Source organism: Ruegeria atlantica (assembly GCF_013032505.1).
In the GTDB taxonomy this organism is placed as follows: domain Bacteria; phylum Pseudomonadota; class Alphaproteobacteria; order Rhodobacterales; family Rhodobacteraceae; genus Ruegeria; species Ruegeria atlantica_F.
The window spans coordinates 265,501-290,808 of sequence record NZ_WQCG01000001.1 but is presented as its reverse complement, the minus strand read 5'-3'; the positions used below and the strand labels follow the sequence as shown (position 1 = coordinate 290,808).

27 protein-coding genes are annotated in these 25,308 nt (G+C 55.4%); 10 read left to right on the top strand and 17 right to left on the bottom strand.

The window, feature by feature from the left end:
• Nucleotides 1-36: 36 nt before the first annotated feature.
• The gene (locus GOW92_RS01435; protein ID WP_170557339.1) at nucleotides 37-1,299 is read left to right on the top strand and encodes a glutamate-5-semialdehyde dehydrogenase; all 1,263 of its coding nucleotides are present in this window, start codon (nucleotides 37-39) and stop codon (nucleotides 1,297-1,299) included.
• Here GOW92_RS01435 and GOW92_RS01430 read toward each other — a convergent pair.
• Nucleotides 1,296-1,892, bottom strand: a complete 597-nt coding sequence (locus GOW92_RS01430; protein ID WP_170557338.1) for a histidine phosphotransferase family protein — start codon at nucleotides 1,890-1,892, stop codon at nucleotides 1,296-1,298. The two genes, GOW92_RS01435 and GOW92_RS01430, sit on opposite strands and share 4 nt — an antisense overlap.
• A 44-nt stretch (nucleotides 1,893-1,936) precedes the next feature.
• On the opposite strand from GOW92_RS01430, the gene GOW92_RS01425 reads away from it, so the two are divergent.
• From GOW92_RS01425 to tsf, 5 genes are all read left to right on the top strand, one after another.
• Nucleotides 1,937-2,119, top strand: a complete 183-nt coding sequence (locus GOW92_RS01425; protein ID WP_170557337.1) for a DUF3553 domain-containing protein — start codon at nucleotides 1,937-1,939, stop codon at nucleotides 2,117-2,119.
• A gap of 98 nt (nucleotides 2,120-2,217) precedes the next feature.
• The gene (locus GOW92_RS01420; protein WP_170557335.1) at nucleotides 2,218-2,973 is read left to right on the top strand and encodes a GNAT family N-acetyltransferase; all 756 of its coding nucleotides are present in this window, start codon (nucleotides 2,218-2,220) and stop codon (nucleotides 2,971-2,973) included.
• Nucleotides 2,960-3,814 carry a lysophospholipid acyltransferase family protein gene (locus GOW92_RS01415; protein WP_170557333.1) on the top strand — a complete coding sequence of 285 codons (855 nt, stop codon included), beginning with the start codon at nucleotides 2,960-2,962 and terminating at the stop codon, nucleotides 3,812-3,814. The genes GOW92_RS01420 and GOW92_RS01415 overlap by 14 nt, the downstream gene beginning before the upstream one ends.
• Nucleotides 3,815-3,980: 166 nt before the next feature.
• Nucleotides 3,981-4,784 (top strand): 30S ribosomal protein S2, encoded by an 804-nt coding sequence (gene rpsB, locus GOW92_RS01410; protein ID WP_170413159.1) that lies wholly within the window; start codon nucleotides 3,981-3,983, stop codon nucleotides 4,782-4,784.
• Between the two features lie 76 nt (nucleotides 4,785-4,860).
• Nucleotides 4,861-5,736: a translation elongation factor Ts gene (tsf, locus tag GOW92_RS01405; protein ID WP_170557331.1), complete on the top strand. Its 876-nt coding sequence runs from the start codon at nucleotides 4,861-4,863 to the stop codon at nucleotides 5,734-5,736.
• 370 nt (nucleotides 5,737-6,106) lie between these two features.
• Here tsf and GOW92_RS01400 read toward each other — a convergent pair whose 3' ends face one another.
• From GOW92_RS01400 to GOW92_RS01390, 3 genes are all read right to left on the bottom strand, one after another.
• On the bottom strand, nucleotides 6,107-6,862 hold the full coding sequence (locus tag GOW92_RS01400) for a LuxR family transcriptional regulator (protein WP_170557329.1): 756 nt from the start codon (nucleotides 6,860-6,862) through the stop codon (nucleotides 6,107-6,109).
• On the bottom strand, nucleotides 6,859-7,308 hold the full coding sequence (gene aroQ, locus GOW92_RS01395; protein ID WP_170557328.1) for a type II 3-dehydroquinate dehydratase: 450 nt from the start codon (nucleotides 7,306-7,308) through the stop codon (nucleotides 6,859-6,861). Before aroQ ends, GOW92_RS01400 begins: the two co-directional genes overlap by 4 nt.
• A 126-nt stretch (nucleotides 7,309-7,434) precedes the next feature.
• Nucleotides 7,435-8,436, bottom strand: a complete 1,002-nt coding sequence (locus tag GOW92_RS01390; protein WP_170557327.1) for an NADPH:quinone oxidoreductase family protein — start codon at nucleotides 8,434-8,436, stop codon at nucleotides 7,435-7,437.
• Nucleotides 8,437-8,570: 134 nt separating this feature from the next.
• Here GOW92_RS01390 and GOW92_RS01385 point away from each other — a divergent pair, with 134 nt between their 5' ends.
• Together GOW92_RS01385 and GOW92_RS01380 are read left to right on the top strand one after the other, a co-directional pair.
• The gene (locus tag GOW92_RS01385) at nucleotides 8,571-9,389 is read left to right on the top strand and encodes an SDR family oxidoreductase (protein ID WP_170557326.1); all 819 of its coding nucleotides are present in this window, start codon (nucleotides 8,571-8,573) and stop codon (nucleotides 9,387-9,389) included.
• Between the two features lie 23 nt (nucleotides 9,390-9,412).
• The gene (locus GOW92_RS01380; RefSeq protein ID WP_170557325.1) at nucleotides 9,413-10,438 is read left to right on the top strand and encodes a phosphotransferase family protein; all 1,026 of its coding nucleotides are present in this window, start codon (nucleotides 9,413-9,415) and stop codon (nucleotides 10,436-10,438) included.
• 8 nt (nucleotides 10,439-10,446) lie between these two features.
• Here GOW92_RS01380 and GOW92_RS01375 read toward each other — a convergent pair whose 3' ends face one another.
• Complete coding sequence (locus tag GOW92_RS01375) at nucleotides 10,447-11,055, bottom strand: 2-hydroxychromene-2-carboxylate isomerase (protein ID WP_170557324.1); 609 nt, start codon at nucleotides 11,053-11,055, stop codon at nucleotides 10,447-10,449.
• Nucleotides 11,056-11,250: 195 nt separating this feature from the next.
• Between GOW92_RS01375 and GOW92_RS01370 the strand changes: the two genes are divergently transcribed.
• Nucleotides 11,251-12,480, top strand: coding sequence for a serine hydrolase domain-containing protein (locus GOW92_RS01370; RefSeq protein WP_170557323.1), 1,230 nt, complete (start codon nucleotides 11,251-11,253; stop codon nucleotides 12,478-12,480).
• 49 nt (nucleotides 12,481-12,529) lie between these two features.
• Nucleotides 12,530-13,399 (top strand): acyl-CoA thioesterase, encoded by an 870-nt coding sequence (locus tag GOW92_RS01365; RefSeq protein WP_170557321.1) that lies wholly within the window; start codon nucleotides 12,530-12,532, stop codon nucleotides 13,397-13,399.
• Here GOW92_RS01365 and GOW92_RS01360 read toward each other — a convergent pair.
• The 12 genes from GOW92_RS01360 to GOW92_RS01305 form a co-directional block, all read right to left on the bottom strand.
• Complete coding sequence (locus tag GOW92_RS01360) at nucleotides 13,396-14,163, bottom strand: SDR family oxidoreductase (RefSeq protein ID WP_170557319.1); 768 nt, start codon at nucleotides 14,161-14,163, stop codon at nucleotides 13,396-13,398. The two genes, GOW92_RS01365 and GOW92_RS01360, sit on opposite strands and share 4 nt — an antisense overlap.
• A gap of 117 nt (nucleotides 14,164-14,280) precedes the next feature.
• A complete protein-coding gene (locus GOW92_RS01355; RefSeq protein ID WP_170557317.1) occupies nucleotides 14,281-15,510 on the bottom strand; it encodes an acyl-CoA dehydrogenase in 1,230 nt (409 codons plus the stop codon).
• A 125-nt stretch (nucleotides 15,511-15,635) separates the two neighbouring features.
• Nucleotides 15,636-16,325 carry a phosphate regulon transcriptional regulator PhoB gene (gene phoB / locus GOW92_RS01350; RefSeq protein ID WP_170557315.1) on the bottom strand — a complete coding sequence of 230 codons (690 nt, stop codon included), beginning with the start codon at nucleotides 16,323-16,325 and terminating at the stop codon, nucleotides 15,636-15,638.
• A 12-nt stretch (nucleotides 16,326-16,337) separates the two neighbouring features.
• Nucleotides 16,338-17,039, bottom strand: coding sequence for a phosphate signaling complex protein PhoU (gene phoU / locus GOW92_RS01345; protein ID WP_170557313.1), 702 nt, complete (start codon nucleotides 17,037-17,039; stop codon nucleotides 16,338-16,340).
• 16 nt (nucleotides 17,040-17,055) lie between these two features.
• On the bottom strand, nucleotides 17,056-17,853 hold the full coding sequence (pstB, locus tag GOW92_RS01340) for a phosphate ABC transporter ATP-binding protein PstB (RefSeq protein WP_170557311.1): 798 nt from the start codon (nucleotides 17,851-17,853) through the stop codon (nucleotides 17,056-17,058).
• Nucleotides 17,854-17,865: 12 nt separating this feature from the next.
• Nucleotides 17,866-19,227 carry a phosphate ABC transporter permease PstA gene (gene pstA / locus GOW92_RS01335; protein ID WP_170557309.1) on the bottom strand — a complete coding sequence of 454 codons (1,362 nt, stop codon included), beginning with the start codon at nucleotides 19,225-19,227 and terminating at the stop codon, nucleotides 17,866-17,868.
• Nucleotides 19,224-20,696, bottom strand: a complete 1,473-nt coding sequence (pstC, locus tag GOW92_RS01330) for a phosphate ABC transporter permease subunit PstC (protein WP_170557307.1) — start codon at nucleotides 20,694-20,696, stop codon at nucleotides 19,224-19,226. The genes pstA and pstC overlap by 4 nt, the downstream gene beginning before the upstream one ends.
• Nucleotides 20,697-20,780: 84 nt before the next feature.
• The gene (locus GOW92_RS01325; RefSeq protein WP_108858624.1) at nucleotides 20,781-21,821 is read right to left on the bottom strand and encodes a substrate-binding domain-containing protein; all 1,041 of its coding nucleotides are present in this window, start codon (nucleotides 21,819-21,821) and stop codon (nucleotides 20,781-20,783) included.
• A 196-nt stretch (nucleotides 21,822-22,017) separates the two neighbouring features.
• Nucleotides 22,018-23,064, bottom strand: coding sequence for an ATP-binding protein (locus GOW92_RS01320; RefSeq protein ID WP_170557305.1), 1,047 nt, complete (start codon nucleotides 23,062-23,064; stop codon nucleotides 22,018-22,020).
• A gap of 31 nt (nucleotides 23,065-23,095) precedes the next feature.
• The gene (locus GOW92_RS01315) at nucleotides 23,096-23,620 is read right to left on the bottom strand and encodes a gamma carbonic anhydrase family protein (protein WP_170557304.1); all 525 of its coding nucleotides are present in this window, start codon (nucleotides 23,618-23,620) and stop codon (nucleotides 23,096-23,098) included.
• Complete coding sequence (gmk, locus tag GOW92_RS01310) at nucleotides 23,617-24,258, bottom strand: guanylate kinase (protein ID WP_170557303.1); 642 nt, start codon at nucleotides 24,256-24,258, stop codon at nucleotides 23,617-23,619. Before gmk ends, GOW92_RS01315 begins: the two co-directional genes overlap by 4 nt.
• A 17-nt stretch (nucleotides 24,259-24,275) precedes the next feature.
• Nucleotides 24,276-25,154, bottom strand: coding sequence for a YicC/YloC family endoribonuclease (locus GOW92_RS01305; RefSeq protein WP_254452870.1), 879 nt, complete (start codon nucleotides 25,152-25,154; stop codon nucleotides 24,276-24,278).
• Nucleotides 25,155-25,308: the final 154 nt, after the last annotated feature.

Here is a 25,308-nt window from a genome sequence, read left to right as displayed (position 1 = left end):
TGATAGAAGCAAAAGACCGACCGAAAGGCATCTGAGATGAAGGATTTCGACAACATTCCCGCCCTGATGGCCGATCTTGGAAAACGTGCCAAGGCGGCCTCGGCCGATCTGGCCTTTGCCAGTGCCGAGCGTAAACACGCAGCCCTGATTGCGGCCGCGGATGCGGTCTGGGCAAGACGCGCAGATATCATCGAGGCCAACAAAAAGGACCTGGAGTTTGGTCGCGAAAAGGGCTTGAGCCCAGCAATGATGGATCGCCTGATGCTGGACGAGGCGCGTGTTCAAGGCATGGTCGATGGGCTGCGCACGGTCGCGGATCAGGCCGATCCGGTGGGTGAGGTTCTGACCGAATGGGATATGGCCTCGGGCTTGAACATCCAACGGGTACGCACGCCGCTGGGCGTTATCGGTGTGATTTACGAAAGCCGCCCGAACGTCACAGCTGATGCTGGCGCACTATGCCTGAAGTCGGGCAATGCGGTTATTCTGCGCGGTGGTTCTGAAAGCTTCCATTCCTCCACAGCCATTCACGCTTGTCTGGTCGAAGGGCTGAAGGCGGCCAACCTGCCCGAAGACGCCATCCAGCTGGTACCCACGCGCGACCGCGCCGCCGTGCAAGAATTGCTGACCATGACCGATTGCGTAGACGTAATCGTTCCGCGCGGTGGCAAAGGTCTGGTGGGGCTAGTACAGCGAGAGGCGAGGGTGCCTGTATTTGCTCATCTGGAAGGCATCGTGCACATCTACATCGACAAAGCCGCGGATCCGCAAAAAACCCTTGATGTCGTACTGAATGCGAAAACCCGGCGTACCGGAATTTGTGGTGCGGCCGAATGTCTTCTGATCCATCAGGATGTAGCTGAAACACTTGGTCGGGATATCATTTCCGCCTTACTGGCTGCAGGTGTCGAGATCCACGCCGAAGGTGCTTTGGCCGTGGACGGCACCATCGAAGCCACTGAAAACGACTGGGGTAAGGAATTCCTCGACAGCATCATCGCGGCCAAACCGGTCGCAGACATTGACGCGGCCATCGCACACATCCGTCAGTTTGGCTCTAACCATACCGATTGCATCATGACAGAGGATGCAGACGCCGCGGCCCGGTTCTTTGAGCGCCTCGACAGTGCGATTCTGATGCACAACGCCTCGACCCAGTTTGCCGATGGTGGTGAATTTGGGATGGGAGCTGAGATTGGCATCGCGACCGGCAAGATGCATGCGCGCGGCCCGGTCGGGGCCGCTCAACTGACCAGTTTCAAATATCTGGTGCGTGGTAACGGGACGGTGCGCTCTTAAAACCGGATCGCGACGCGGGTTGAGGTGGTTTCCGCCGCAACCCGCCGTCCCATGGATACTGCTGTCTGAGGCAGTAGCGCGAACTGCACATGTGCCGGTGTCACCGCGTTGGCAAACTGGCCTTTGGGCAGGTTTTTCCAAAGATCAGCGTCAATTTTCAACTTGTCCGCGACCCCCGTCACCGTCCAACCGCCGCCGTAGTTTTCCACTGAGACGTCACCACCCATCGGCATTGCGCTTTCGCAACACATTAGGGCCAGAAAGGCGAGTTTGATCTGATTGCGAGGCATGGCGTCGGTAATGTGCCAGTTGACACGCACGCGGCCAACGCTTTCGACATCTTTCAACAGCTCTGTAACCTCTGTCCTCCCCAATGGCTGATCGCTGGCCGAGCCAAAAGCCACGCGAAAGAACCGTATCCTTGCTCCGGCGCTTCCGACGCTGCCCGAAATCAGCTCCATTTCGGGTCCATGTACAGCACCAACCATTTCGAGCAATTCCAGGCCATTGGTAATTGCACCAATGGGGCTGATCAGATCGTGACAAATCCGCGACCCGATCAACTCGGCCAGATTGACGTTGGTGTCGCCCATGCGTACCTCTCCTGTTGTATCTGCCGCCGGACCGGAGCCCGATCATGACAGACCTCAATGCCATTCTTGCACCGGGCATGTATGTCCGCCACCCCGATTTCCCCGACTGGGGCGTCGGACAGGTGCAGTCCAACATCGGCGGCAAAGTCACCGTGAATTTCCGCGATCAGGGAAAAGTGGTAATAGACGGAACCCGCATTGCCCTGACGCCCGTCTTTGATCTGTGAAACTGGTTTAAGAATGGTTAACAACCGGCAATCGCAACGCTGGTTGCCATTCGACTGATAACTGGGGTATCAGCGCGCAAACAAAAGCGGAAACCCCGATGCCGGATTCAGGCCCTTCTTTCACTGTAAAACTCGCCGACTCCGAGGCCGAGTTGCGCGCTGCTCAGCGGCTGCGTTATGACGTGTTTGTCCGTGAATTGGGCGGCGGTGGCGAGATGGTGGACCACGAGGCAGGATTGGAGCAAGATCGCTTTGATCCTTTCTTTGACCACATGTTGGCCTATGATGACGCGACCGGCGAAGTTGTGGGTGTTTACAGACTGTTACCCGGTGAACGTGCAGCGGAACTTGGGCAGTTTTATTCCGAGGATGAATACGACCTGACCGTTTTGAAACAAAGCGGTCGCAAGCTATTGGAGCTTGGACGGTCCTGCCTTCACCCCGATTACCGCGGTGGGACGGCGATGTATCATCTGTGGAACGGATTGGCCGGATATGTGAACGAACGCGAGATCGAAGTTCTGTTTGGCGTCGCCAGTTTTCACGGTATCGATGTTCAGGAACTAGCGCAGCCATTATCGATGTTGCACCACAATCATTTGGCGCCGCCGGACTTGCGGGTTCGGGCACAACCGGCTGTCTTTCAAAGTATGGATCTGGTCGCACCTGAGGCGTTGGATCGCCGTGCGGCTATGGTGCAGGTTCCCTCACTGATCAAAGCCTATCTGCGGCTGGGCGGTTTTGTGGGTGAGGGGGCGTTTATCGACCATGCGTTCAACACGACCGATGTTTGCCTGGTTCTGGACACGGAACGGATGAACGAACGCCAGCGGCGTATCTATGGCGGAGCCTGATCCGGTGAATGACGCTCTTTGGAATAGCGACGACGCGCCGGATCCAATCGAATTGGGTGTCCTAGGCTGGATGCTGGTGATCCTACGCGGGCTCCCAGTGGCAATTTTGGTCTTTGGCGGACTGCTTGTCTTGTTGACAGTTCGCCTGATTGAACGCCCGATGTTCGGGCTGCGTCGGCCGATCACCCCGTTCATAGTGCAGTTTGTCTGCCGCAGCGCGCTCCGTCTTCTTGGCATCGGTTTTTGCTGTTCTGGCGAATTGATGCGCGAACGCGGCGCGGTGGTCGCAAACCATACCTCATGGCTGGATATCTTTGCGCTGAACGCCCGAAAGCGGGTGTACTTCGTGTCCAAGGCCGAGGTGGCTAAATGGCCAGGTATTGGTTGGTTGGCCCGTGCAACGGGTACGGTGTTCATCGAACGTGACCGAAAGAAAGCCCGCGAACAGACGCAGATCTTTGAAGAGCGGCTGAAAGTCGGGCATAAGCTGTTGTTCTTTCCGGAAGGCACTTCGACCGACGGACTTCGTGTTTTGCCATTCAAAACAACGCTTTTTGCCGCGTTCTTTTCAGAAGAGCTGCAGGAGTTCATGTACGTTCAACCGGTCTCGGTGATCTTTCACGCGCCTGCCGGACAGCCGGACAGGTTTTATGGCTGGTGGGGCGACATGGATTTCGCCCCACATCTGCTTAAGACCCTGGGTGCGCGTCGACAGGGATCGGTCGAGTTGATCTACCATACACCAGCGAAGGTCAGCGACTTTGCTGACCGCAAGGCACTGGCAGCGCATTGCGAAGAGGCGGTGCGTCACGCACATGCATTGGCACGGCTTGAAAAATAAGGGCGAAATGCCCTTGCACTGCATCAAAACCTGCCGTATACGCGCGCCATTCAAACCCGCAGGCGGGGTTTGGGCTTTGTAGGGGAGACATCCCTATCTGGCCCGCCGGTTGGAGCATCCGCTTCTTTCACCCCCGCCGAGGCGTAAACCGGAAAAGGAAAATAGCATGGCTCTTCCCGAGTTCACCATGCGTCAGCTGCTGGAAGCTGGCGTTCACTTTGGTCACCAGACACAGCGTTGGAATCCCCGCATGGGCCCGTTCATCTACGGCTCGCGCAATGGTATCCACATCATGGACCTGACCCAGACAGTTCCGATGCTGGACCAAGCTCTGCAGGCCGTTCGTGACACCGTTGCAAAAGGTGGCCGCGTTCTGTTCGTTGGCACCAAGCGTCAGGCAGCTCAGCCGATCGCAGAAGCTGCTGAAAAGTCGGCTCAGTACTACATGAACCACCGCTGGCTGGGTGGCACGTTGACCAACTGGAAAACCGTTTCCCAGTCGATCAACCGTTTGAACCAGATCGACGAAGCAATGGAATCTGGCGCCGAAGGCCTGACCAAGAAAGAGCGTCTGGGCATGGAACGTGACCAGGGCAAACTGCAGGCATCGCTGGGCGGTATCCGCGAGATGGGCGGCGTTCCTGATCTGCTGTTCGTCATCGACGTTAAGAAAGAAGCACTGGCCATCGCCGAAGCCAACAAACTGGGTATCCCGGTTGTGGCTGTTGTCGACACCAACTGCTCGCCCGACGGCGTTGACTACATCATCCCCGGCAACGACGACGCAGCGCGCGCAATCGCTCTGTACTGTGATCTGGTTGCTCGTGCAGCTCTGGACGGCATGACCGCTCAGATGGGTGCCGCAGGTGTTGACCTGGGTGCATTCGAAGAAGCACCGGTTGAAGAAGTCGTTGCGGAAGAGGCACCTGTTGCTGAAGAAGCCGCGCCGGAAGCCAAAGCCGAAGCGTAAGCTGCCCGTCACGTTATTGACATATGGGGCAGGGTAGACCTGCCCCAATTCCGTTTGAATTGAGGAGAGCCAAAAGATGGCAATCACAGCAGCAATGGTTAAAGAACTGCGCGACTCGACCGGCGCAGGCATGATGGACGCAAAAAAAGCGCTGACCGAAACCGGCGGCAACATGGACGAAGCCGTTGACTGGCTGCGTACCAAAGGTCTGGCGAAGGCGGCTAAGAAATCCGGCCGTACCGCAGCTGAAGGTCTGGTTGCAGTACACGTCAACGGCGGCAACGGTGTTGCTGTTGAAGTGAACTCGGAAACTGACTTCGTCGCGAAAAACGCTGACTTCCAAGAAATGGTTGGCAAGATTGCCTACGCCGCCGAGGGCGTCGACAATGTCGAAGCTTTGCTAGCAGCTGATCTGGGCGGTAAAAGCGTTGCAGACACTCTGACCGACAAGATCGCCACCATTGGCGAAAACATGTCGGTGCGTCGCATGGCCAAACTGTCGGGCGACACTGTTGTGTCCTACGTCCACAACGCGGCTACCAACGGCATGGGCAAAATCGGTGTTCTGGTTGCATTGTCCGGTGGTGACGAAGCGATTGGCAAGCAGGTTGCGATGCATATCGCAGCTGTGAACCCAGCGGCTTTGTCTGAGGCCGACATGGATCCGGCTGTTGTCGAGAAAGAAAAGCAGGTTCAGATGGACATCGCCCGCGAATCCGGCAAGCCGGAGCAGGTGATCGAAAAGATGATCGAAGGCCGTATGAAGAAATTCGTGGCTGAAGCGACCCTGTTGAACCAGTCTTTTGTTGTGAACCCTGACCTGACCGTTGAAGCAGCGGCCAAAGAAGCGGGCGCAACCATCACCGGCTTCATTCGTCTTGAAGTTGGCGAAGGCATCGTGGTCGAAAAAGAAGACTTCGCAGCCGAAGTTGCCAAAGCCGCACAAGGCTAAGTCTGGCAGAGGTCCTTAGATGGGCCTCACCCTGAACAAGATAGAAACCGGCTACCATTTTGGTAGTCGGTTTTTTTGCGCCAATCAGCGCATGAACTGAATCTCATACAAAAAAGGAAGGATTGAGGGGCCCCGCAGATGGGGATGGTCGAGGCCCCCCAAAATTCCGACTAAGAGACGCGTACAAATAGACGCCTTTACGTCAGAGCGACCGGAGAGCTTTGGTATTGCAAAGATCCGATCAAAACGTTCCCAGGCTAAAGCCACCACTCACGGAACGATATCACTGTGCAACTAGGGCTCAGATTCGGGAAGTCATGATTTCCTTACCCTACGTAAATTGACGCAATTTAGCGTCAATTCAGACACATCATGCTTCCATGATGAACATCTGATTTTGCAAGGATGCCTTGAGTACTGCTTGTGCTGTTGTCTCAACTGACAGAGACTCACGAGCGAGCCTCAAATGCTTCTCAACGGTTGCTGACGTCAGCCCCATCAAAAGCGCAATGTCCTGTGTCGTTTTGCCGTCGCCAACCCATTCCAACGCCTCGCGCTGACGCTTGGTCAGTGCACGATTAGGGGTGTTGTAGGGCAGGGTGAGAATCTTCAGATGCGCGACATTGTTCATCAACAGAATGTCATCGCCATGCTCCGCCCAGATTTCGTCGACCTCATCCTGACCCACGGCCCCACCCGCCGAAAGAGAGATCGCGCCTTTGGACCGCATCGAAACCGAGGTGAAACTTACGGTGTATCCAGCCACAACACCCTTTGATCGATTGAACTCATATACCTGACGCTCTTCGGCGGTCATCGTGCCATCGGAGTTCATATCCTGGATCAGTTTCCAACTGGCCGCGCCTTCGTTATGCAGAGCCCATTTCAGCATGGGCGCATGAAAGTACAGCCCGTCCCGCACGAACCCGTCAATGTATTCTTTGCCGTGGTTTGTCAGGATGGTGAAATCTTCGGGGTCACCCAAAGACGTCTCGGTCCTATAGCGTGTGTAGCCGTACAGAAGGCGGTCAAAACCAAACTCGGCCATCTGGCGGCAGTGAGCGTCCCAAAGCTCTTCCAGAGTTTTGACGTAGCTGAGGAAATTTAGGTATTCGCCCAGCTTCATGCAGCCCCCTCATTTTTCAAATGCGCCGACAACGCGTCCAACGCCATCACATAGCCTAGAAGGCCAAAACCGCAAATCTGACCCACCGCAACGGAGGCCACATAGGACTTGTGCCGAAATGGTTCGCGCGCGTGTATGTTCGACAGATGGACCTCGACAACCGGCAATTCGACCGAGGAAATCGCGTCCATCAAAGCGATGGATGTGTGAGTATACGCTCCGGCGTTCAGCACGATCCCGTCTTGCGTGCCTTTGGCTGCGTGGATCGCGTCAATCAACACGCCTTCGTGGTTGGATTGCTGGTGCGATACCTCCAACTCGATTGACGCGCCGTGTTTTACACAGGTTTCTTCAACCATTTTCAGTGTTGTACGGCCATAAACCTCGGGTTGTCGTGTGCCCAGCAAGTTCAGGTTCGGACCGTTCAAAATCAGAACTTTATGCATTCGTTCTCCGTCCCATTACTGGTTGATAAACTTGAATAGGTATGGATGTCCACCAACCCGCGCACTCATCAGGCGAGTAGCGTGTCTCACATACCATCACATCTTGAACTGTGCATTGGTGAGCAGTCAGGTTTCAGGCATCGTGACCACAACCTTACCAAGAACCGAACGGCCCTTCAGTAAGACTAGGGCCTCGCGGGCATCCTCCAAAGAATACCGCGCACTGATTTGCGGCTTTATCTGAGATTTTGCGTATAAGTCGAATAATTCGCTAACATTTTCGGTATGGCCTTTGGGATCACGATAGACCGAAGCCCCCCAAAACACGCCAACGACCTGGCAGCCTTTCAACAATGGTAGATTGAGTGGAATCTTGGGAATACCAGCTGGAAACCCGACAACAAGAAACCTGCCATTCCACGCCATGCTGCGCAGCGCAGGTTCGGCGTATTCCCCACCCACGGCGTCATAGACGACATCTACGCCATTCGCACCTGCTACGGACTTGATTTCTTTTGAAAAAGCCTTTTGAGCGTCGCGATCCATCTGACGGGAGTACACAATAGCCTCATCCGCCCCGATTTGACGGCAAAAATCCGCTTTTTCTGATGAGGATACCGCCGCGATGACGCGGGCTCCCATTGTTTTGCCCAACTCAATAGCAGCGCTTCCGACGCCACCGGCCGCTCCCAACACCAATAGTGTTTCGCCAGGTTGCAAAGCAGCGCGATCTTTCAGAGCGTGGTAGGACGTACCGTAGGTGAATATGAAACACGCGGCGTCATCAAAGGGCATCGTGTCCGGGAATTTGACCGCTACGGCGGCTTTGACAGTCAATTGGGTGGCAAATCCGCCATATCCGGTCAATGCCAGAACCCGGTCGCCAACCTCGAACCCGGTGACACCTTCGCCAATTCCCAAAACTTCGCCCGCGATTTCCCCGCCCGGAGCGAACGGTCTGGGTGGCTTGATCTGATACAGGTCCTGGATCATCAACGTATCGGGAAAATTAACCCCGGCGGCTTTGACCCGCACAAGCAATTCACCCTTGCCGGGCACTGGGTCGGGCAGGGTGGTAAGCTCCAATGTTTCCGGTCCGCCCGGAGCGACGCTGAGTAACGCTTGCATAATAGCTGTGTTGTCCTTGTTATTCGGTTGGGAGGAACTTTGGCGCAGCGTTGGATGTTGTCAAGAATTCCGCTGGGTGCAAGTTTCGCCGGCAACCGCAACTTGTGCCAGCAATCAAAACCGAGGAGCAGACCATGACCCCTGAAACATTATTTTCTCTGCAGGGAAAATCCGCGCTGGTAACGGGCGGTGCAACCGGTATCGGCCGGATGGCAGCGGAAGCGCTGGTAAGGGCAGGGGCACGGGTGCTGATTGCATCGCGTAAGGGTGACGCCTGTGAGGCCGTCGCAGCCGAGCTGAATGCACTGGATGCGCCGGGCAGCGCGGAAGGTTTCAGTGGCGATGTCGGGACCGAGGAAGGTGTTCAGGCCATGTTGAGTGAGGTCAAAAACCGTACAGAGACCCTTGATATCCTTATGAATAATGCAGGCATCTCGTGGGGTTCACCGCTCGGGCAGTTTCCCCATCATGCGTGGGAAAAGGTTAACTCTGTCAATGTTGCAGGTCTGTTTGAACTGACACAACGCTTGTTGCCGATGCTGATAAAATCCGGAACACCTGAAGATCCGTCGCGCGTCATCAATGTTGGATCGGTTATGGGTGAAGTGCCGATGGGTGACGGCGCATACAGCTATTCCGCGTCCAAAGCTGCAGTGCTGCACCTGACGAAAATTCTGGCCAAGGAATTGTCGCCATACCACGTCACCGTCAACGCGCTTGCGCCTGGGCCGTTTGTGTCGCGTATGACAGCATTTGCTACGGCGGATGAGGGAACGCGCGAAAAAGTTGGCAAGACTGTCCCGCTGGGCCGTGTTGGTCGCGACGAGGATATCGCCGGGTGTATGCTGTTCCTGTGCGGGCGTGGCGGCAGCTACGTGACCGGTGCTGTGATCCCGGTATCCGGAGGCCTAAACGTGGTTACAGCCGGCAACCTCTTTGAAGCGGCGCTATAAAGTACAGGACATAGTTGTTTGAAATGAAATCGAAATCACAACTCGATCTGACGTCTCTAAATACGTACCTGAGCGCAAATCTAGATGGCTATCAGGGCCCGTTAGAGGCGACGAAGTTCGACATAGGGCAATCCAACCCAACGTTCGAACTGCGCACGCCGTCCAAGTCTTACGTGCTACGCCGAAAACCGCCGGGCGTGTTGCTGAAATCAGCCCACGCTGTAGAACGGGAATTTCGCGTACAGCGAGCGCTGACGGACAGCGCGGTTCCAGTCCCCCAGATGATGCTGTTGTGTGAGGATGATGCCGTCATCGGGTCAGCGTTCTATATCATGGAACGCCTACAGGGACGGGTGTTCCTTGAACCCACGATGGACGAAAGCGACAACGCCACCCGTACTGGTGTCTTCGACGAAATGAACCGCGTGTTGGCTGAGTTGCATGAGATCGACATCGACGCAGTGGGACTGTCAGACTATGGCCCTCCGGGCAATTATTTTGAGCGCCAAATTGCCCGATGGACCAAGCAATACCGCGCGTCCGAGACATCGACGGTCCCTGAGATGGATACCCTTATTTCCGCGCTCGAGTCATCTGTTCCAGACGATGATGGTCAGCGAACTCTGGTACATGGCGACTATCGCATCGACAATCTGATGTTCGAGCATAACGGATCGCGCTGTATCGGTGTCCTGGATTGGGAACTATCGACGATCGGACACCCAAACGCAGATTTGGCCGCTGTTATCATGCAGTGGCAATTGCCGCCTGGTAAAGAGGGGCGCGGTCTGGCTGGCATCAACCGCCGGGCACTGGGAATTCCATCAGATCAAGAGTTTATCGGGCAGTATTGCCAACGCCGTGGTCTCCCCAACATCGAAAACTTCGGGTTTTATCTGGCGTTCAATTTCTTCCGAATGGCTGGAATTCTACAGGGTGTTTACAAGCGCGCATTGGATGGTAACGCCTCTGACCCTAAACGCGCGCAGGTATTCGGGGCTTATGTTCCGTTATTCGCTAAGCACGGTCTTGCGGCGCTTGAATCGTAAGTCTCCTGTCAGACGGTCGACTTAGAAAGCTCTAGCTCCATATTGCCTAGGCTGTTCTTGCCAAAAAACATCTCGGGGCCCACGAACATCGTGGGCACCCCAAACGCGCCACGCTTTACGGCTGCTTTGGATTGTTCCTTCAGCTGCTGTTTCACCTCGGCACCCGTCATGGCCTCGCGGATCTTTCGTGTAGGAAGACTGTTTTCCTGCAGAATATCCATCAGCACACCCAGTTCATCGACCTTTTGACCGTGTACCCAAATCGCATCAAAAATTGCGCTTATATATTTGGCTTCCCACGATTTTCCCGAGGCGAACACAGCACCTCGCATGGCGAATTTAGTGTTCACCGGGAAATGTGGGCTCATATGAAAGTTAATACTGCGTCTGCGGGCAAATCGATGAAGGTCATGGGTCAGATAGGCTGACTTCTGGCGGTTTTCCGAGAACGCCTCGAACGGATTTTGATTATGCGTCGCCTTGAATATCGTGGGCAGCAGCACAGGAACATGGCTCACTTGCATACCGTGCCGTTCCGCCAATTCGGGCAAAACCTTATGGGCCAAAAATGCGTTAGGGCTGCAGAAATCGAAAATGAAATCTATGGTCTGCGTCATTGTCTAACTCCGAAACGAGAATCTTTGAAACGAACTCTGAACCACCGGACGAATCTGTAACGTGCCCAGTGTACAGGCGTGACGACCGACGCGCACGAGCAGTTGATCGCGGTGCGAAAAATCTGGAATTCCTCTGTTAATTCAGTGTGTCACCGGTCAAGATTATCGAGACCGATCGAGGAGGTTCAAAATCCCATGTGCAGCCAGACGACTCTAGATACTGCCCGACTGAACCGCATAAGGGACTGGATGCAGCGTTATGTCGATGAACGCAAATACGCGGGCAGTTCATTGCTATTGACCCAACACGGGTCCGAGGCGTTTTTTCACACCTGTGGCCTCAGAAGCGTCGAGAAGAATCTGCCGTTCCAGCGTGATACGCTTGTGCGCATCTATTCGATGACAAAACCTACCACCTCAGTCGCGGTGATGATGCTGGCAGAGCGCGGGCTGTTTCACCTCGACGCGCAACTCTCTGAATTCTTACCGGAATTCTCCGCAACCCAAGCTCTTGTTCCAGGTGCAGAGCGGCTGGATCAAACCGAGGTTGCCCCATCCCCGACATTGCATCAGCTTCTGACACATACAAGCGGTTTCAGTTATTCGTTTAATCCCGGTGTTTTGCCGGTCGCAATGGAGGAGCGGAAGCTGATATTCGGGCCAAATCAAGGGCCGTTGAAAGCGAGGATTGAAGCATTGGCCGAACTCCCGCTGGCGTTCCAACCCGGAACCCGTTGGGAATACTCGGTTTCCACTGACGTTTTGGGTCGCGTAGTCGAAGTCGTTTCTGGCAAAACCCTGGATCAATTTTTCGCAGAAGAAATACTTGAGCCGCTTGCAATGGCCGAGACGGGCTTTTCCGTTCCCAAAGGGGCAGGGGATCGGTTTGCGTCGCTCTATACGCCATTGGCCGGTGATGCGATGGCGCTGAATTCAGCGGAAACCGGCGATAATCCTCTACGATTGACGGATGAGGCTGGCACCTCTCCATTCGAAAACGCAACGACGTTTTCGGGCGGTGGTGGTCTAGTCAGCACGATTGATGATTACGCCAAATTCGTCGAAATGATGCGGAACAGGGGGCAGGGCAACGGCCACCGCCTGCTGGGACCAAAGACGGTGGACTTTATGCTGCACAACCACTTACCGGGCGATATTGCTTCGATGGGCCCGCAGAGCTTTGCCGAACAACCGATGGAAGGCATGGGATTTGGTCTGGCCGGGTCCGTCATCATCAATCCCGGCAGAACTCGGACACCAGGATCTGTGGGGGACTTCAGTTGGGGTGGTATGGCTTCGACGTTCTTTTGGTTAGATCGCTGTAACGACTTGTCAGCCGTATTCTTTACACAATTGTCTCCATCCAGTTCTTACCCATCCCGATCCGAACTGAAAGCACTGGTGATGGGTGCTTTGGTTGAATGACCCGTGTGGCACTGATACGCCTTTTTCAATCCCAAACGGAGAGTCGCCAATGACCGAAGCAGAACGTGTCCTTCTGAATCTTTTGGACCTTGAAAGACTAGAGGTGGATTTGTTTCGGGGCACAGGGTCAGGTGGCGAAACTCCGACACGTATCTACGGTGGGCAAGTTGTATCGCAGGCGCTGGCGGCGGCTTGTCGAACTGTCGAGGGACGACTGTGCCATTCTCTGCACGCGTATTTTATTCGCCCCGGTGATCCGTCTATTCCCGTTATTTATCAGGTTGATAGGGCGCGAGATGGAGGTTCTTTTACAACGCGCCGCGTGGTCGCGATCCAGCATGGAAAACAAATACTTAACGTTTCGGCATCGTTCCACATTCAGGATGAAGGATGGGATCATCATCACGAGATGCCTCAGATGGAAGCGCCCGAAAGCTATCCGTCGCGCACAGAACTGCGCCAAAAGTATGTTGACCTGGTGCCTAAACACCTGCGCGGAGAGTTGACACGAGAGCGACCCATCGAGGTGCGAGAAGCCAGCCATCTGGACCCGTTTAACCCTGAAAAGACGGATGATCGCAATCAGGTCTGGTTCCGCATGCCCGGTGCGGCCGGCGCCGATGCCGTTACACAGCAATTGTTGATGACCTATGCCTCGGACATGTACCTGATGGGATCAGGCATGCGACCCCACGGTCTCAGCTGGTTCACCGGCGAGGTCAATGCGGCTAGCTTGGATCACGCGATGTGGTTCCATGCGCCAATTCATTTCGAAAACTGGCACTTGTATTCCATGGATTCACCATGGAGCGGGCGAGGGCGCAACTTTAACCGAGGCTCGATTTATGCCCAAGATGGAACTTTGGTTGCCTCGGTCGCACAGGAAGGTCTGATGCGCAAAGCGCAAAAAAGACCTTAATACTCTTTGATAAATTTTTGATTTAACTTGTTCATTCCGTCCAGCCAGCGATCATAGTCACTGGTTTTGTGTCGAATGTAATCCAGCACCTTCGGATGCGGCAGCACCAGAAATTGTTCGGCTTCAATGGCTTTGACACAGGCGTCAGCCACGTCTTCTGGCTCTAACATACCGTCAATTGATGCCACCGAATCCTCAAAACCACGGGTCATTTCAGACCGAACTGCTTGCGGACACAAAACGGAAACACGCAGGCCTTTGTGGCCATAAGTCAGCGAAAGCCATTCTGCGAATCCCACAGCGGCGTGTTTAGAAACACCATATGGTGCAGCGCCAGGTTGGTTCAGCAAACCCGCAGCCGAGGCCGTCGTCATGATATAACCGCCGCCGCGCGCGATCATACGCGGCACCAGATGCCGCGCTGTCCAGACATGCGACATGACATTGATTTTCCATATCCGGTCCCAATCTGCATCCGGAGTATCCAGGCCACCAAGTGTCAGAATCCCGGCATTTGCACAAAACAGATCGATCGGGCCGAGTTCATCTTCGACATGATCGATAAGTGCCTTGATGCTGGATTCGTCCGAAACATCGCAAGTGAACGCGTGGCCGTTGATGTCATTTGCAACGGACGTCATGGCGACAGTGTCGATGTCAGCGCCAACGACTTGTGCACCTTCGCTTGCAAACCGGGTCACCAGACCTTTACCGATACCGCTGGCCGCACCGGTGACAACCACAGTCTTGCCATTCAAATTCATCTGAGACTCCAAACCGCACGTTTAGAAACACATCGTAAGGCATTGGCGATTAGAGGAAAGCCCCAATCGCGCAATGCATTTTTTACATAATACCAATTATGCGATGTTCAGAGTATCCTAGTAGAAGGCTTGTAGACCAGTCTGTGCCCGCCCCAGGATCAGCGCATGAACGTCATGTGTGCCTTCATAGGTATTCACGGTTTCCAGATTGACCATATGACGGATCACCTGGAATTCCAGCGAGATGCCATTGCCCCCATGCATGTCGCGGGCCATCCGTGCAATCTCCAGCGCTTTGCCGCAGTTGTTGCGCTTTACGATTGAAATCATCTCGGGCGCAGCTTCGGCTTGATCCATCAGACGGCCGACGCGCAGGCTCGCTTGCAGGCCGAGGGCGATTTCGGTTTGCATATTGGCCAGTTTACGTTGGAACAGTTGAGTCTGCGCCAGTGGCTTATTGAACTGTTTGCGGTCCAGACCGTACTGACGTGCGCCGTGCCAGCAGCATTCAGCAGCTCCCATCACACCCCAACTGATCCCATAACGAGCACGGTTCAAGCAACCAAACGGACCTTTCAAGCCTTGAACATGGGGCAGCAAAGCGCCCTCGTCCACTTCGACGCCATCCAGAACAATTTCACCTGTGATAGACGCCCGCAGGCTCATTTTGTTTTGAATTTTTGGCGCGCTCAGACCATTGAGGCCCTTGTCCAAAACAAAGCCACGGATCTTGCCATCATGTGCATCGGACTTGGCCCATACAACAAAGACGTCCGCGATGGGCGAATTCGAGATCCACATCTTGCTGCCGGTCAACCGATAGCCGCCATCGATCTTTTCAGCGCGGGTTTTCATGCCGGCTGGATCCGAACCCGCATCAGCCTCGGTCAGGCCAAAGCAACCGATCCATTCGCCGCTGGCCAGTTTCGGAAGGTACTTCCGGCGTTGTTCTTCGCTTCCATAGGCATAGATCGGGTACATCACCAAAGAACTTTGCACCGACATCATCGAGCGGTAACCGGAATCCACACGCTCAACCTCGCGCGCGACCAGCCCGTATGACACATATCCGCCGCCAAGGCCGCCATATTCTTCGGGGATCGTCGTGCCCAAAAGACCCATCTCACCCATTTCACGGAAGATTTCCGGGTCGGTTTCTTCGCTTTGGAAGGCTTCCAGAACCCGCGGTTGAAGCTTCTCTTGAGAATAAGCCTGTGCGCTGGCGGCGATCATACGCTCGTCTTCGGTCAATTGATCCGTCAAACGAAACGGATCATCCCACGAGAACGTCCCCATATCAGGTGCGTCTTTGGCTCGCAAAGTCGGTTTGGTGTTCGGGGCGTTCATTTTGCTTCTCCGCTTGATGAGACTTAAGGCAAAATACCCTGCGATTTATGCGAATAACAGCCACAGTTTCGCATCGTTCTATGAGTAAACCGCATAGAACAGGGCTGTCCGCCCTGCCCTTTAGTTTACCCCAGCGCGTATCCTGCACCGCGGACAGTGCGCACCGGGTCGTTGCCACCGTGCTGTGTCAACGCTTTGCGCAAGCGACCGATATGAACATCTACCGTTCTGGTGTCGACGTAAATGTCACGACCCCAGACCCGGTCCAATAACTGCTCACGGCTCCAGACACGGCCGGGCTTCTCCATGAACGTGCTCAGCAAACGAAATTCGGTCGGGCCCAGTTTCAAAGGCTTGCTGCCCCGGCTGACCTTGTGGGTTTCGGAGTCCAAAATGATATCATCGAACTCCAGCCGGATACCGACCGTTGCTGGGCGAACCCGGCGCAGTTGCGTACGTACGCGCGCCATGAGTTCGACAACTGAATACGGTTTGACCACATAGTCATCCGCACCAGTTTCCAGGCCGCGGACCTTGTCCACCTCTTCGGACCGTGCGGACAGCATGATGATCGGTATTGCACGTGTATCCGGACGTGTCTTCAGGCGGCGGCACACTTCGATGCCGCTGAGATTGGGCATCATCCAGTCCAAAACAATGATATCGGGGCTGTCTTCATCGACCAATAGCAACGCCTCGTCACCATTGGCCGCCTTGGATACGCGAAACCCTTCGGCTTCAAGATTGTAGGCCAGCACTTCGCGCTGAGCCGGCTCATCCTCAACAACCAGAACCGTGGGCTGATCAGCGGACATATTCATTGTCTCCTAGACGGTTTGCGAGGTGATATCAGCTTTGGGGCGTGCTTCCGTCGGTCGCTCTCCGGTCACGAGGTAGACAACCTGTTCTGCAATGGCGGTGACGTGATCGCCCATCCGTTCTATGTTTTTGGCGATGAAATGCAGGTGCATGCAGGACGAGATGTTGCGTGGATCTTCGGCCATGAAGGTTAGGAACTCGCGGAACAGACCGTTATACATCTGGTCAACTTCCTCATCGCGTTCAATAACATCGGTGGCGAGTTCTGCGTCGCGCTGGATATATGCGTCCAGTGCGTCACGCAGCATCCGCTCAACCTCGCGCGCCATGCGGCGCAAGGCGGCGGCGCTGCCGTTAATCTCGCCAGCGTCGACCAGAACCGTTGTGCGTTTGGCAATATTCTTCGAATAGTCGCCAATGCGTTCCAGGTTGGCTGAAACCTTCAACACAGACAGAACCAGACGCAGGTCGCCCGCTGTTGGTGCCCGCAGCGCGATCAACCGCGCGGTTTCTTCGTTGATCACGTCCTCAAGCGCATCAATGGCCTTGTCGCCCTGACGCACCTCCTGAGCAAGTTCGACATCGCGAGTCTCAAGCGAACGCGCAGCATTCATGATCGCTGCTTCGACCAGTCCGCCCATTTTCATGATGTAGGCCTGAACCGCTTCGAGGTCGCGGTCGAATGCAGATGCAATATGTTGTTCGGTCATGTTCAAATACCTGTCCTCAGCCGATACGGCCGGTGATGTAGCTTTCCGTGCGGGGATCTTCGGGGTTGGTAAAGATTTGGCCGGTCTCTCCGAATTCCACGAGGTTGCCCAGATGGAAAAACGCTGTTTTCTGGCTGACCCGTGCGGCTTGTTGCATCGAGTGGGTCACGATCACCACTGAATAACGGGAGCGCAACTCGTCAATCAGTTCCTCGACTTGCGCGGTCGCAATCGGGTCCAGCGCCGAGCACGGCTCGTCCATCAACAACACCTCGGGTTCGGTTGCGATAGCCCGCGCGATGCACAGACGCTGCTGCTGGCCCCCCGACAACCCCGTGCCTGGGGCGTCCAGACGGTCCTTGACCTCATCCCATATGGCACCGCGACGCAGGGATTTTTCCACGATATCATCTAGTTCCGCCTTATTCTTGGCAAGACCGTGGATGCGCGGACCGTAGGCCACGTTGTCATAGATCGACTTCGGAAACGGGTTCGGTTTTTGGAACACCATTCCAACCTTGGCGCGTAACTGTACAGGGTCGACGCGCTTGTCATAGATGTCCTCGCCATCCAGCAGGATATCGCCCTCGACCCGGCAGATATCAATCGTGTCGTTCATCCGGTTTAGGCAGCGCAGGAAGGTCGACTTGCCACACCCCGACGGACCGATAAAGGCCGTTACGGTCTTGTCTTCGATCTGAACATCCACGTCTTTGATGGCGTGGGTATCGCCGTAATATACCTGAACGTTGTTCGCGGCGATCTTGATGGCTTTGGAGTCCACGGTTCTCTCCACTCGTGTCATGTCATTCATAATAGCCCCCATTTACCAGCGGCGTTCAAAGCGGCGACGTAGAAGCACCGCAATCGTGTTCATTGTGACGAGGAAGATCAACAGGATGATGATGCCCCCCCATGCGCGTTCATAAAAGGCCGGGTCGGCGCGTTTGGACCATTCGTAGATCTGCGCCGGCATGGCCGAGTTCGGTGACAGGAAGCCCGCGACAATGCCATCGGGCGGGTTCGAGGCGATAAAGCCCACCATGCCGATCAGCAGCAGCGGCGCGGTTTCCCCAAGCGCCTGCGCCAGACCAATGATGGTCCCGGTCAGAATACCGGGCGCAGCCAGCGGTAGGACATGGTGGAACACCGCCTGCATTTTCGAGGCCCCTACCCCAAGCGCCGCATCACGGATCGACGGCGGAACCGCCTTCAACGATGCGCGGGTCGAGATGATAATCGTCGGCAAAGTCATCAGCGTCAGAACCAGGCCGCCCACCAGCGGAGCGGACGTCGGCAGGTGCATGTAGTTGATAAACACGGCCAGGCCCAGAATACCGAACACGATGGATGGAACGGCGGCCAGGTTCGAGATGTTGACTTCGATGATATCGGTCAGCCTGTTTTGCGGCGCGAACTCCTCAAGATAAATCGAGGCGGCGACGCCAATCGGCAGCGCCAGCGCTAGCACCACGAACATCATGAACAGCGAGCCCAGCATGGACACCCCGATCCCCGCAGCTTCGGGTCGTTGGTCCGAGGCGTCAGCACCAAAAATGAAGTCCGGGTTAAACGCCTTGTAAAGAACACCGGCATCCCGCAGCTGGTCTACGAAATCCAGCTGCTCAACCGAGATGCTCTTGTCGTTGGCGATCGAGTCGCGGGTTACCCGACCCTTCATGTAGCCATCGACACGGCTGTTGACCAAAAAGCGGAAACTGACCGTCTTGCCGATCTCGTCGGGGTTGGCAATCACATAGTTCCGCAGCTCTGCCTGAGCCGCCTTGGACAGGATCTTGCCCATGTCCTTAGCTGACAAATCCGTCTGAATACCAAGTTCTGCAACTTCGGATTCCAGCGCAGACGCGATCAGTGGTGCATAACCGAAGGTCGAAACCTTCTTGATGTCCTCGATATTGCGGTTGCCTTTCTTGTCCAGTTTGTCGGCCTTTAGATCGACATCAAGTTCAAGAAAGCTTTGCTGAAAGGCGCCGGTTCCGGCTGTGACAATATTGGTCACCAGAACGATCAGCATCAGCAACCCGATACCGATGGCCGCGATGCCGTACATTTTGAAACGGCTCTCAGCTGCGTTGCGTCGTTTTGTGCGTGCGTCTTTTTCGAACAGCGAACCACCTTTGGGCTGTGCGGTCGGAGCAGCGTCAGGCGTGTGGGAAATATCGGTCATTCGTACTGCTCCCGGTATTTGCGTACGATGTAGAGGGCGAAGATGTTCAGCCCCAGCGTGATGATGAACAGGGTCAGACCCAGCGCAAACGCCACCAGAGTTTCGGGGCTGGCAAAGTCAGTATCGCCGGTCAGCTGGCTGACGATCCGTGTGGTGATGGTGGTCATCGCCTCGAACGGATTGCCCGAGAATTTGGCGATTGCACCCGCCGCCATCACAACGATCATCGTTTCACCGATGGCGCGGCTGGCGGCCAATAGGATCGCACCTACAATACCTGGCAGCGCAGCCGGAAGGATCACATTGCGCACAGTTTCCGAATGCGTGGCGCCAAGGCCCAGCGAGCCATCCCGCATAGATTGAGGTACTGCGTTGATGATGTCATCCGACAGAGATGAGACAAACGGGATCAGCATGATCCCCATAACCAGCCCGGCGGTCAGAACCGCGTTCGAACTCGCCATCCAGTCTACTCCCAACGCGCCACCGTTGCCAAACATCGACACAAGCGCAGGCCCCACAGTCAGCAAGGCAAACAGGCCGTAAACAATGGTCGGAATACCGGCGAGAATTTCAAGCAAAGGTTTGGCAATGGACCGTGTCGCGCCCGAGGCATACTCTGACAAGTAGATCGCGGCGAACAGGCCAATCGGCACGGCCACAAGAAGCGCGATCAGAGAGATATACAGTGTCCCCCATAGCAGCGGCAGGATCGACAGTTCACTGCCTCCGCGGAAGTTCGGAGCCCATGTGCTGCCGAAGAAGAAGTCCTTCCACGAATGCAATTGGAAGAAGTTCATCGTCTCAAACAGCATCGACAGGACAATGCCAATAGTCGTCAGGATCGCGATCGACGCAGCCAGCAACAGCAGGGCAAGAACCCCCTGCTCTACTACGTTGCGGGCGCGGAATTCCTTGTGCGTCCGCACATAGGCAAATGCTGCGCCGAGCAGAGCCAGCGCCAGAACTACGACTTGCATCGCAATCGTCCCAGTCGATGTCATGCTGCGGAATTTCTGTGCCGCGATCAGAATGGGTTGAGTGATATCCTGCGTCAGAACCTGACCGGCGTCTTTCAGCGTTTCAGTTAGCGCTTCAATATCTGCATTGCTGTCTTGCGCTTGTACTTCACTTATCGCACCGCCTGCGACGGCGCCGTCCAAACCGTAGGCGACACGTCGCACCTCGCTCATGGTCAAGCTGCGATCCGACCCTTCCGGAATTGCCTGATCGGGAATGAGGCCGGACACCGTGCTGTTCACGATCATCGGCTGAGCAAGCAGCCAGACGATCAGAACGCCAATTGCCGGAACCAAAGCCGTCAGCGCGACGTTGTAGCCATAGTAAGACGGCAAAGAATGCAAGTCGCGGGCGTCACCACCCGCACTTGCCAGTGCGCGGGACCGACCCGCGAAATATCCGATCACTGCCAGCGCAAGCAGGATAAGCAACAGCCAGGATAACGCCATGAGAACTCCGTAGGGATGGCAGAGATGGAGTCAAAAAGAACCGGGGCGTGCAAAAAAACGCCCCGGTTCCGTTCGTAAGAGTGATTAGGAACCGCCGCCCAGAACGGTTTCGTTGGCAACAGCTTCCTGTACCTTGACCAGTTCAGGATCGGATACCAGGCCGTATTCTGCCAGTGGGCCGTCGGGTCCAGCGATCTCGTCAGCGACAAAGAACTCAGCGTATTCTTTCAGGCCGGGGATCACGCCGATATGCGCTTTCTTGACGTAGAAGAACAGCGGGCGCGAAACCGGGTATTCGCCGGTTGCGATCGACTCGGTCGAAGGAACAACGTCAGACATGGTTGCGACTTGCAGCTTGTCGGTGTTGTTCTCGTAGAACGCCAGACCAAAGACGCCGATGCCGTCTTTGTTGCTGTCGATGCGGGCCAGAGTTTCGGTGTAGTCGCCGTCGATGTCGACAGAAACGCCGTCGGTACGGATGGCGATGCACTGCTTTTCAGCTGCTTTCTTGTCGTCGCCGGCGGCTGCCTTGAACACTTCGAAATCGCCCAAGTGCTCACAACCTGCCAGGATCACCTTGTCTTCAAACACTTCACGTGTGCCGTGCTTGGTGCCGGGAATAAAGGTTGCGATAGGTTGTGCCGGGAAATCCGGGTTCACGTCGGCCCAGGTTTTGTTCGGGTTGTCGACAACTTCACCGTCTACAACGATTTTCGCGGCCAGCGCTTTGTACCAGTCTTCCGGCGTGAACTCGAACGAGTTGCCGTTGATGTCGGATGCGAAAACGATGCCGTCATAACCGATCTGAACTTCGATAATGTCGGTTACGCCGTTTTCAGCACAGGCTTTGATTTCTTTTTCACGGATCGCGCGCGAGGCGTTTGCAACGTCGATGGTGTTTTCGCCAACACCTTCACAAAAGCGCTTTAGACCAGCAGAAGAACCACCCGATTCAACAACCGGTGTCGGGAAGTCAAAGTTTTCACCGAAGGCTTCAGCCACGATCGAGGCATATGGCAGCACAGTCGACGAACCGGCAACCTGAACTTGATCACGAGCGGCGGCCGTGGTGGCCGAAACAGCAGCGATGGTGAGAGCCGAAGCCGACAGTTTAACAAAGGACATTACAGTCTCCTTGAGAAAGGTAAATTCTGATCACCCCCATGATGATCTTGGGGCGAACCCCTAAGAGGCGTCGGTAAGCCTTTTGTGACAAGTACGTAACGGTTTTATGACACGTAACGATTTTCTTACGTTTTCTTAACTTGACCCCACGGAACACCGTTCGCGTTCGAAATGGACCTGCGCTGGAAGCCCGAGATCAGCGTGGCAAAATCACTGTAAATACAGAACCTTTGCCCAGGGTGCTTTCGACACGCAACCGGCCCCTGTGGCGGTTGACGATGTGCTTTACAATCGCAAGGCCCAACCCGGTTCCGCCCAATTCGCGGGACCTGTGACTATCGGCGCGATAGAATCGCTCGGTCAGACGCGGAAGGTGCACCGCATCAATTCCCGGTCCTTTGTCCGCAATCTGCACCCGCACCGCAGGGCCGCGCATGGCAGTGTCGCTTTCTGACACCTGAATGTGGACATCTACTCTGCCGCCGCTGCCGCCATATTTGATGGCATTCTCGATCAGGTTCGTAAATACCTGCCGCAGTTGATCGCTGTCCCCAGTTATCGAGATCGGTTCCGATGATGCTACCAGCGTCATTTCGACATCTGCAGCCTCGGCAAGCGGGCGTAGCGTCGCCAGTGTCGACTGCATCAAATCTGTAAGATCAAGCAGTTCCTTGGGTCGGACCCTTTCTTGGCTCTCCACGCGGTTCAGCGATAGCAGATCTCCGACCAGCCTGTTCATCCGGTTGGCTTCGTCAGCCATTATCTGCAAAAACCGTTCTCGTGCAGTTGCATCCTCGCGCGCGGGACCGCGCAGCGTTTCTATGAACCCCATTAATGCGGTCAGCGGTGTGCGTAATTCATGACTGACATTCGCTACGAAGTCGCGCCTCATCTGCCCGGCTTGCTCCAGATGCGTGACGTCCTGAAAAATGACCATCACCGCACCGCCGTCCACAGCACCAACTCCGTTCATGTAACGGCACTGCACTTCGAACGTCGTATCCTGTGCGCCGTCGTTCGACAGATGCCGAGTATTGGCCGGGCCTTTGCTGCGCAAGCTTTGTTCTATCGCGTCAATGACCTGCGGCTGCCTGAGAATGGTGGCAAAGTGCCGGCTTTCAATGTTCTGCCCAAGCAAGGTTTTGGCTTCTGTGTTGACTGCAATGATCCGTTCGGTCTGGTCAACCATCAAAGCCGGTATCGGGATGGCCGACACAATTTCAGCAAGCAGGTCGTTTGACATAACGGTGCCTTTCGATGCAGGTGCGATCGTTCTATTGAACGGGCTTCATCATGTCTCGAAATGCGCGCATGTTCTGTTGATAGTGTAATGCGCTGAGGGTGATCTTTTTTGCTGCTGCTTCATCGAGCTCCCGCACAACTTTGCCCGGCGACCCCATGACTAACGAATTGTCGGGAATTTCCTTGCCCTCGGTGATTAACGCCCCTGCCCCGATCAAACAGTTCCTTCCGATTTTCGCGCCGTTCAGAACAATTGCGCCCATACCGATCAATGTGTTTTCCCCAATTGTGCAGCCATGCAGCATGACCTTGTGCCCGACGGTGCAATTTTTACCGATGGTCAGCGGGTATCCGGCATCGATATGCATGACGCAGTTTTCCTGAACGTTGCTGCCCTCGCCTACGCGGATCTCTTCGTGATCAGCACGGATGGTGCAGCCGAACCAGACCGAGGCCCCCTGTTCAAGCACGACTTTCCCAATCAGATTGGCGTCCGGTGCAACCCAGGTGTCTTCGTGGATTTGCGGAGCGTGGTTACCCAGAGCGTATATGGTCATGCCAAACCCTCAAATTCATTTTGCAGCGTGCGGACGTGGTTCTGTAACGTGGGTTGCTGAATACGGCGCATGCGTTCGGCGCTGACAATGGTCTTAAGTTTTTCTTCAGTGGCATCCAGATCGTCATTGATCAGAACGTAGTCGTAGTAACCCCAGTGGCTGATTTCATCCCAGCTTTTGAGCATGCGCTTGGCGATCACGTCCTCACTGTCCTGACCCCGCGTTTCCAGTCTGCGGCGCAGCTCGGGGATGGAGGGAGGCAGAATGAAGATCGACAGGGCGTGCTTGCCAAGGTCCGAGTTTCGGATCTGCACCTCGCCCTGCCAGTCCACGTCAAACAGCACGTCTTTGCCCCCGGTAATGGACTCGCGAACCGGACCGGCCGGTGAGCCGTAGAAATTCCCGAAGACATGCGCGTGTTCCAGCATCTGCCCCTCGGACACCTGCTGCCGGAATGCATCCTCGCTCAGGAAGTAGTATTCGCGCCCGTCTTCTTCACCCGGACGCGGTGCACGGGTGGTGGCCGAGACCGAAAACTCAAGATCTGTGTCCCATTGCATCAGTCGTTTGGCCAGTGTCGATTTGCCGGCCCCTGATGGCGAGGACAGAATGATTAAAAGGCCGCGTCGATCCGCCATTAAAAGCGCTCCTGTGTTTATTCTACGTTCTGCACTTGCTCGCGCATCTGGTCTATTACGACCTTTAACTCAAGGCCAACCGCTGTCAGTTCCGCATTCTGGGCTTTCGAGCACAATGTGTTAGCCTCCCGATTGAACTCTTGCATCAGGAAGTCAAGTTTGCGGCCGACAGGTGTATCCTGAGCCAGCAAATCCCGCGCAGCCACGACATGAGCCTTCAGTCGGTCGATTTCTTCAGTGATATCCGCCTTGACGGAAATAATTGCCAGTTCCTGGGCCACGCGGTCGGGATCGGCCCCTTGCGCGTTGTCCAATACCCGCGCAAGATTTTCCCGCAACGCTTCGGACATCTTGTCTTTCCGCTGCTCAGCCAGTTCTGCCGCCTGAAAGGTCAGAGCCGCCACCTGGCCCAATTGTTCTTCTAGAACGGTTGCCAACGCCCGGCCTTCAGTCTGGCGCATTTCGATAAAGTCGCTCAACAAGCCGCCGAATTCTGTCGTCAACTGGCCAACCAATGGGCCGGGATCGTCGGCATCATTGCCAGCATCCAACATCCCCTTGAGCGAAATCAGGTCGGCGGCGGTCGAAGGGCCAAGGGTCACATCCTTTGCGATGGCCATCTCCTGCGTTCGTGCCACCGCCTCAAGCACGGCGTCCATTGCGGCTTCGTTCAGCACAAGGTCTGGCTGCGTTTCATCGCGACTGACACGCAAGGACAATGTTACATTGCCCCGGCTCAATTGTTTTGAAATCGTGGCGCGCAAAGCGGCTTCAAGCCCGGTTAACCATTCCGGAACCCGCAGACGCATGTCGAGCCCCTTGCCGTTCACACTGCGCAATTCCCACGTCCAGCTATGTGGCCCGAACGCCCCCTTGCCCGAGGCGAAACCCGTCATGGATTTTATCATGCCTGCCCTTTCCGTAGCTGCCCGTCTTCTGTTTGCTGGAGGCACCTAATGCGAACTGTACGCACAGGGCAAGAGTTTGCTGACTCTGCCTTTGTTCGCGAGTCGTTAACCATTCGTTAAAGATTTGCTCCAAAATTGAATC

What these genes read in the sequence shown, in the direction of transcription:
- aroQ (WP_170557328.1), bottom strand. Translation starts at nt 7,308, where the DNA reads ATGCATAAAGTTCTGATTTTGAACGGTCCGAACCTGAACTTGCTGGGC.
- pstC (WP_170557307.1), bottom strand. Translation starts at nt 20,696, where the DNA reads ATGGCGTTATCCTGGCTGTTGCTTATCCTGCTTGCGCTGGCAGTGATC.
- tsf (WP_170557331.1), top strand. Translation starts at nt 4,861, where the DNA reads ATGGCAATCACAGCAGCAATGGTTAAAGAACTGCGCGACTCGACCGGC.
- GOW92_RS01360 (WP_170557319.1), bottom strand. Translation starts at nt 14,163, where the DNA reads ATGAATTTGAATGGCAAGACTGTGGTTGTCACCGGTGCGGCCAGCGGT.
- GOW92_RS01420 (WP_170557335.1), top strand. Translation starts at nt 2,218, where the DNA reads ATGCCGGATTCAGGCCCTTCTTTCACTGTAAAACTCGCCGACTCCGAG.
- GOW92_RS01390 (WP_170557327.1), bottom strand. Translation starts at nt 8,436, where the DNA reads ATGCAAGCGTTACTCAGCGTCGCTCCGGGCGGACCGGAAACATTGGAG.
- pstA (WP_170557309.1), bottom strand. Translation starts at nt 19,227, where the DNA reads ATGACCGATATTTCCCACACGCCTGACGCTGCTCCGACCGCACAGCCC.
- GOW92_RS01380 (WP_170557325.1), top strand. Translation starts at nt 9,413, where the DNA reads ATGAAATCGAAATCACAACTCGATCTGACGTCTCTAAATACGTACCTG.
- GOW92_RS01400 (WP_170557329.1), bottom strand. Translation starts at nt 6,862, where the DNA reads ATGAAGCTGGGCGAATACCTAAATTTCCTCAGCTACGTCAAAACTCTG.
- pstB (WP_170557311.1), bottom strand. Translation starts at nt 17,853, where the DNA reads ATGAATGACATGACACGAGTGGAGAGAACCGTGGACTCCAAAGCCATC.
- GOW92_RS01365 (WP_170557321.1), top strand. Translation starts at nt 12,530, where the DNA reads ATGACCGAAGCAGAACGTGTCCTTCTGAATCTTTTGGACCTTGAAAGA.
- GOW92_RS01325 (WP_108858624.1), bottom strand. Translation starts at nt 21,821, where the DNA reads ATGTCCTTTGTTAAACTGTCGGCTTCGGCTCTCACCATCGCTGCTGTT.
- GOW92_RS01430 (WP_170557338.1), bottom strand. Translation starts at nt 1,892, where the DNA reads ATGGGCGACACCAACGTCAATCTGGCCGAGTTGATCGGGTCGCGGATT.
- gmk (WP_170557303.1), bottom strand. Translation starts at nt 24,258, where the DNA reads ATGGCGGATCGACGCGGCCTTTTAATCATTCTGTCCTCGCCATCAGGG.
- GOW92_RS01305 (WP_254452870.1), bottom strand. Translation starts at nt 25,154, where the DNA reads ATGACGGGTTTCGCCTCGGGCAAGGGGGCGTTCGGGCCACATAGCTGG.
- GOW92_RS01370 (WP_170557323.1), top strand. Translation starts at nt 11,251, where the DNA reads ATGTGCAGCCAGACGACTCTAGATACTGCCCGACTGAACCGCATAAGG.
- rpsB (WP_170413159.1), top strand. Translation starts at nt 3,981, where the DNA reads ATGGCTCTTCCCGAGTTCACCATGCGTCAGCTGCTGGAAGCTGGCGTT.
- GOW92_RS01435 (WP_170557339.1), top strand. Translation starts at nt 37, where the DNA reads ATGAAGGATTTCGACAACATTCCCGCCCTGATGGCCGATCTTGGAAAA.
- phoU (WP_170557313.1), bottom strand. Translation starts at nt 17,039, where the DNA reads ATGACCGAACAACATATTGCATCTGCATTCGACCGCGACCTCGAAGCG.
- GOW92_RS01415 (WP_170557333.1), top strand. Translation starts at nt 2,960, where the DNA reads ATGGCGGAGCCTGATCCGGTGAATGACGCTCTTTGGAATAGCGACGAC.
- GOW92_RS01375 (WP_170557324.1), bottom strand. Translation starts at nt 11,055, where the DNA reads ATGACGCAGACCATAGATTTCATTTTCGATTTCTGCAGCCCTAACGCA.
- phoB (WP_170557315.1), bottom strand. Translation starts at nt 16,325, where the DNA reads ATGTCCGCTGATCAGCCCACGGTTCTGGTTGTTGAGGATGAGCCGGCT.
- GOW92_RS01320 (WP_170557305.1), bottom strand. Translation starts at nt 23,064, where the DNA reads ATGTCAAACGACCTGCTTGCTGAAATTGTGTCGGCCATCCCGATACCG.
- GOW92_RS01385 (WP_170557326.1), top strand. Translation starts at nt 8,571, where the DNA reads ATGACCCCTGAAACATTATTTTCTCTGCAGGGAAAATCCGCGCTGGTA.
- GOW92_RS01425 (WP_170557337.1), top strand. Translation starts at nt 1,937, where the DNA reads ATGACAGACCTCAATGCCATTCTTGCACCGGGCATGTATGTCCGCCAC.
- GOW92_RS01315 (WP_170557304.1), bottom strand. Translation starts at nt 23,620, where the DNA reads ATGACCATATACGCTCTGGGTAACCACGCTCCGCAAATCCACGAAGAC.
- GOW92_RS01355 (WP_170557317.1), bottom strand. Translation starts at nt 15,510, where the DNA reads ATGAACGCCCCGAACACCAAACCGACTTTGCGAGCCAAAGACGCACCT.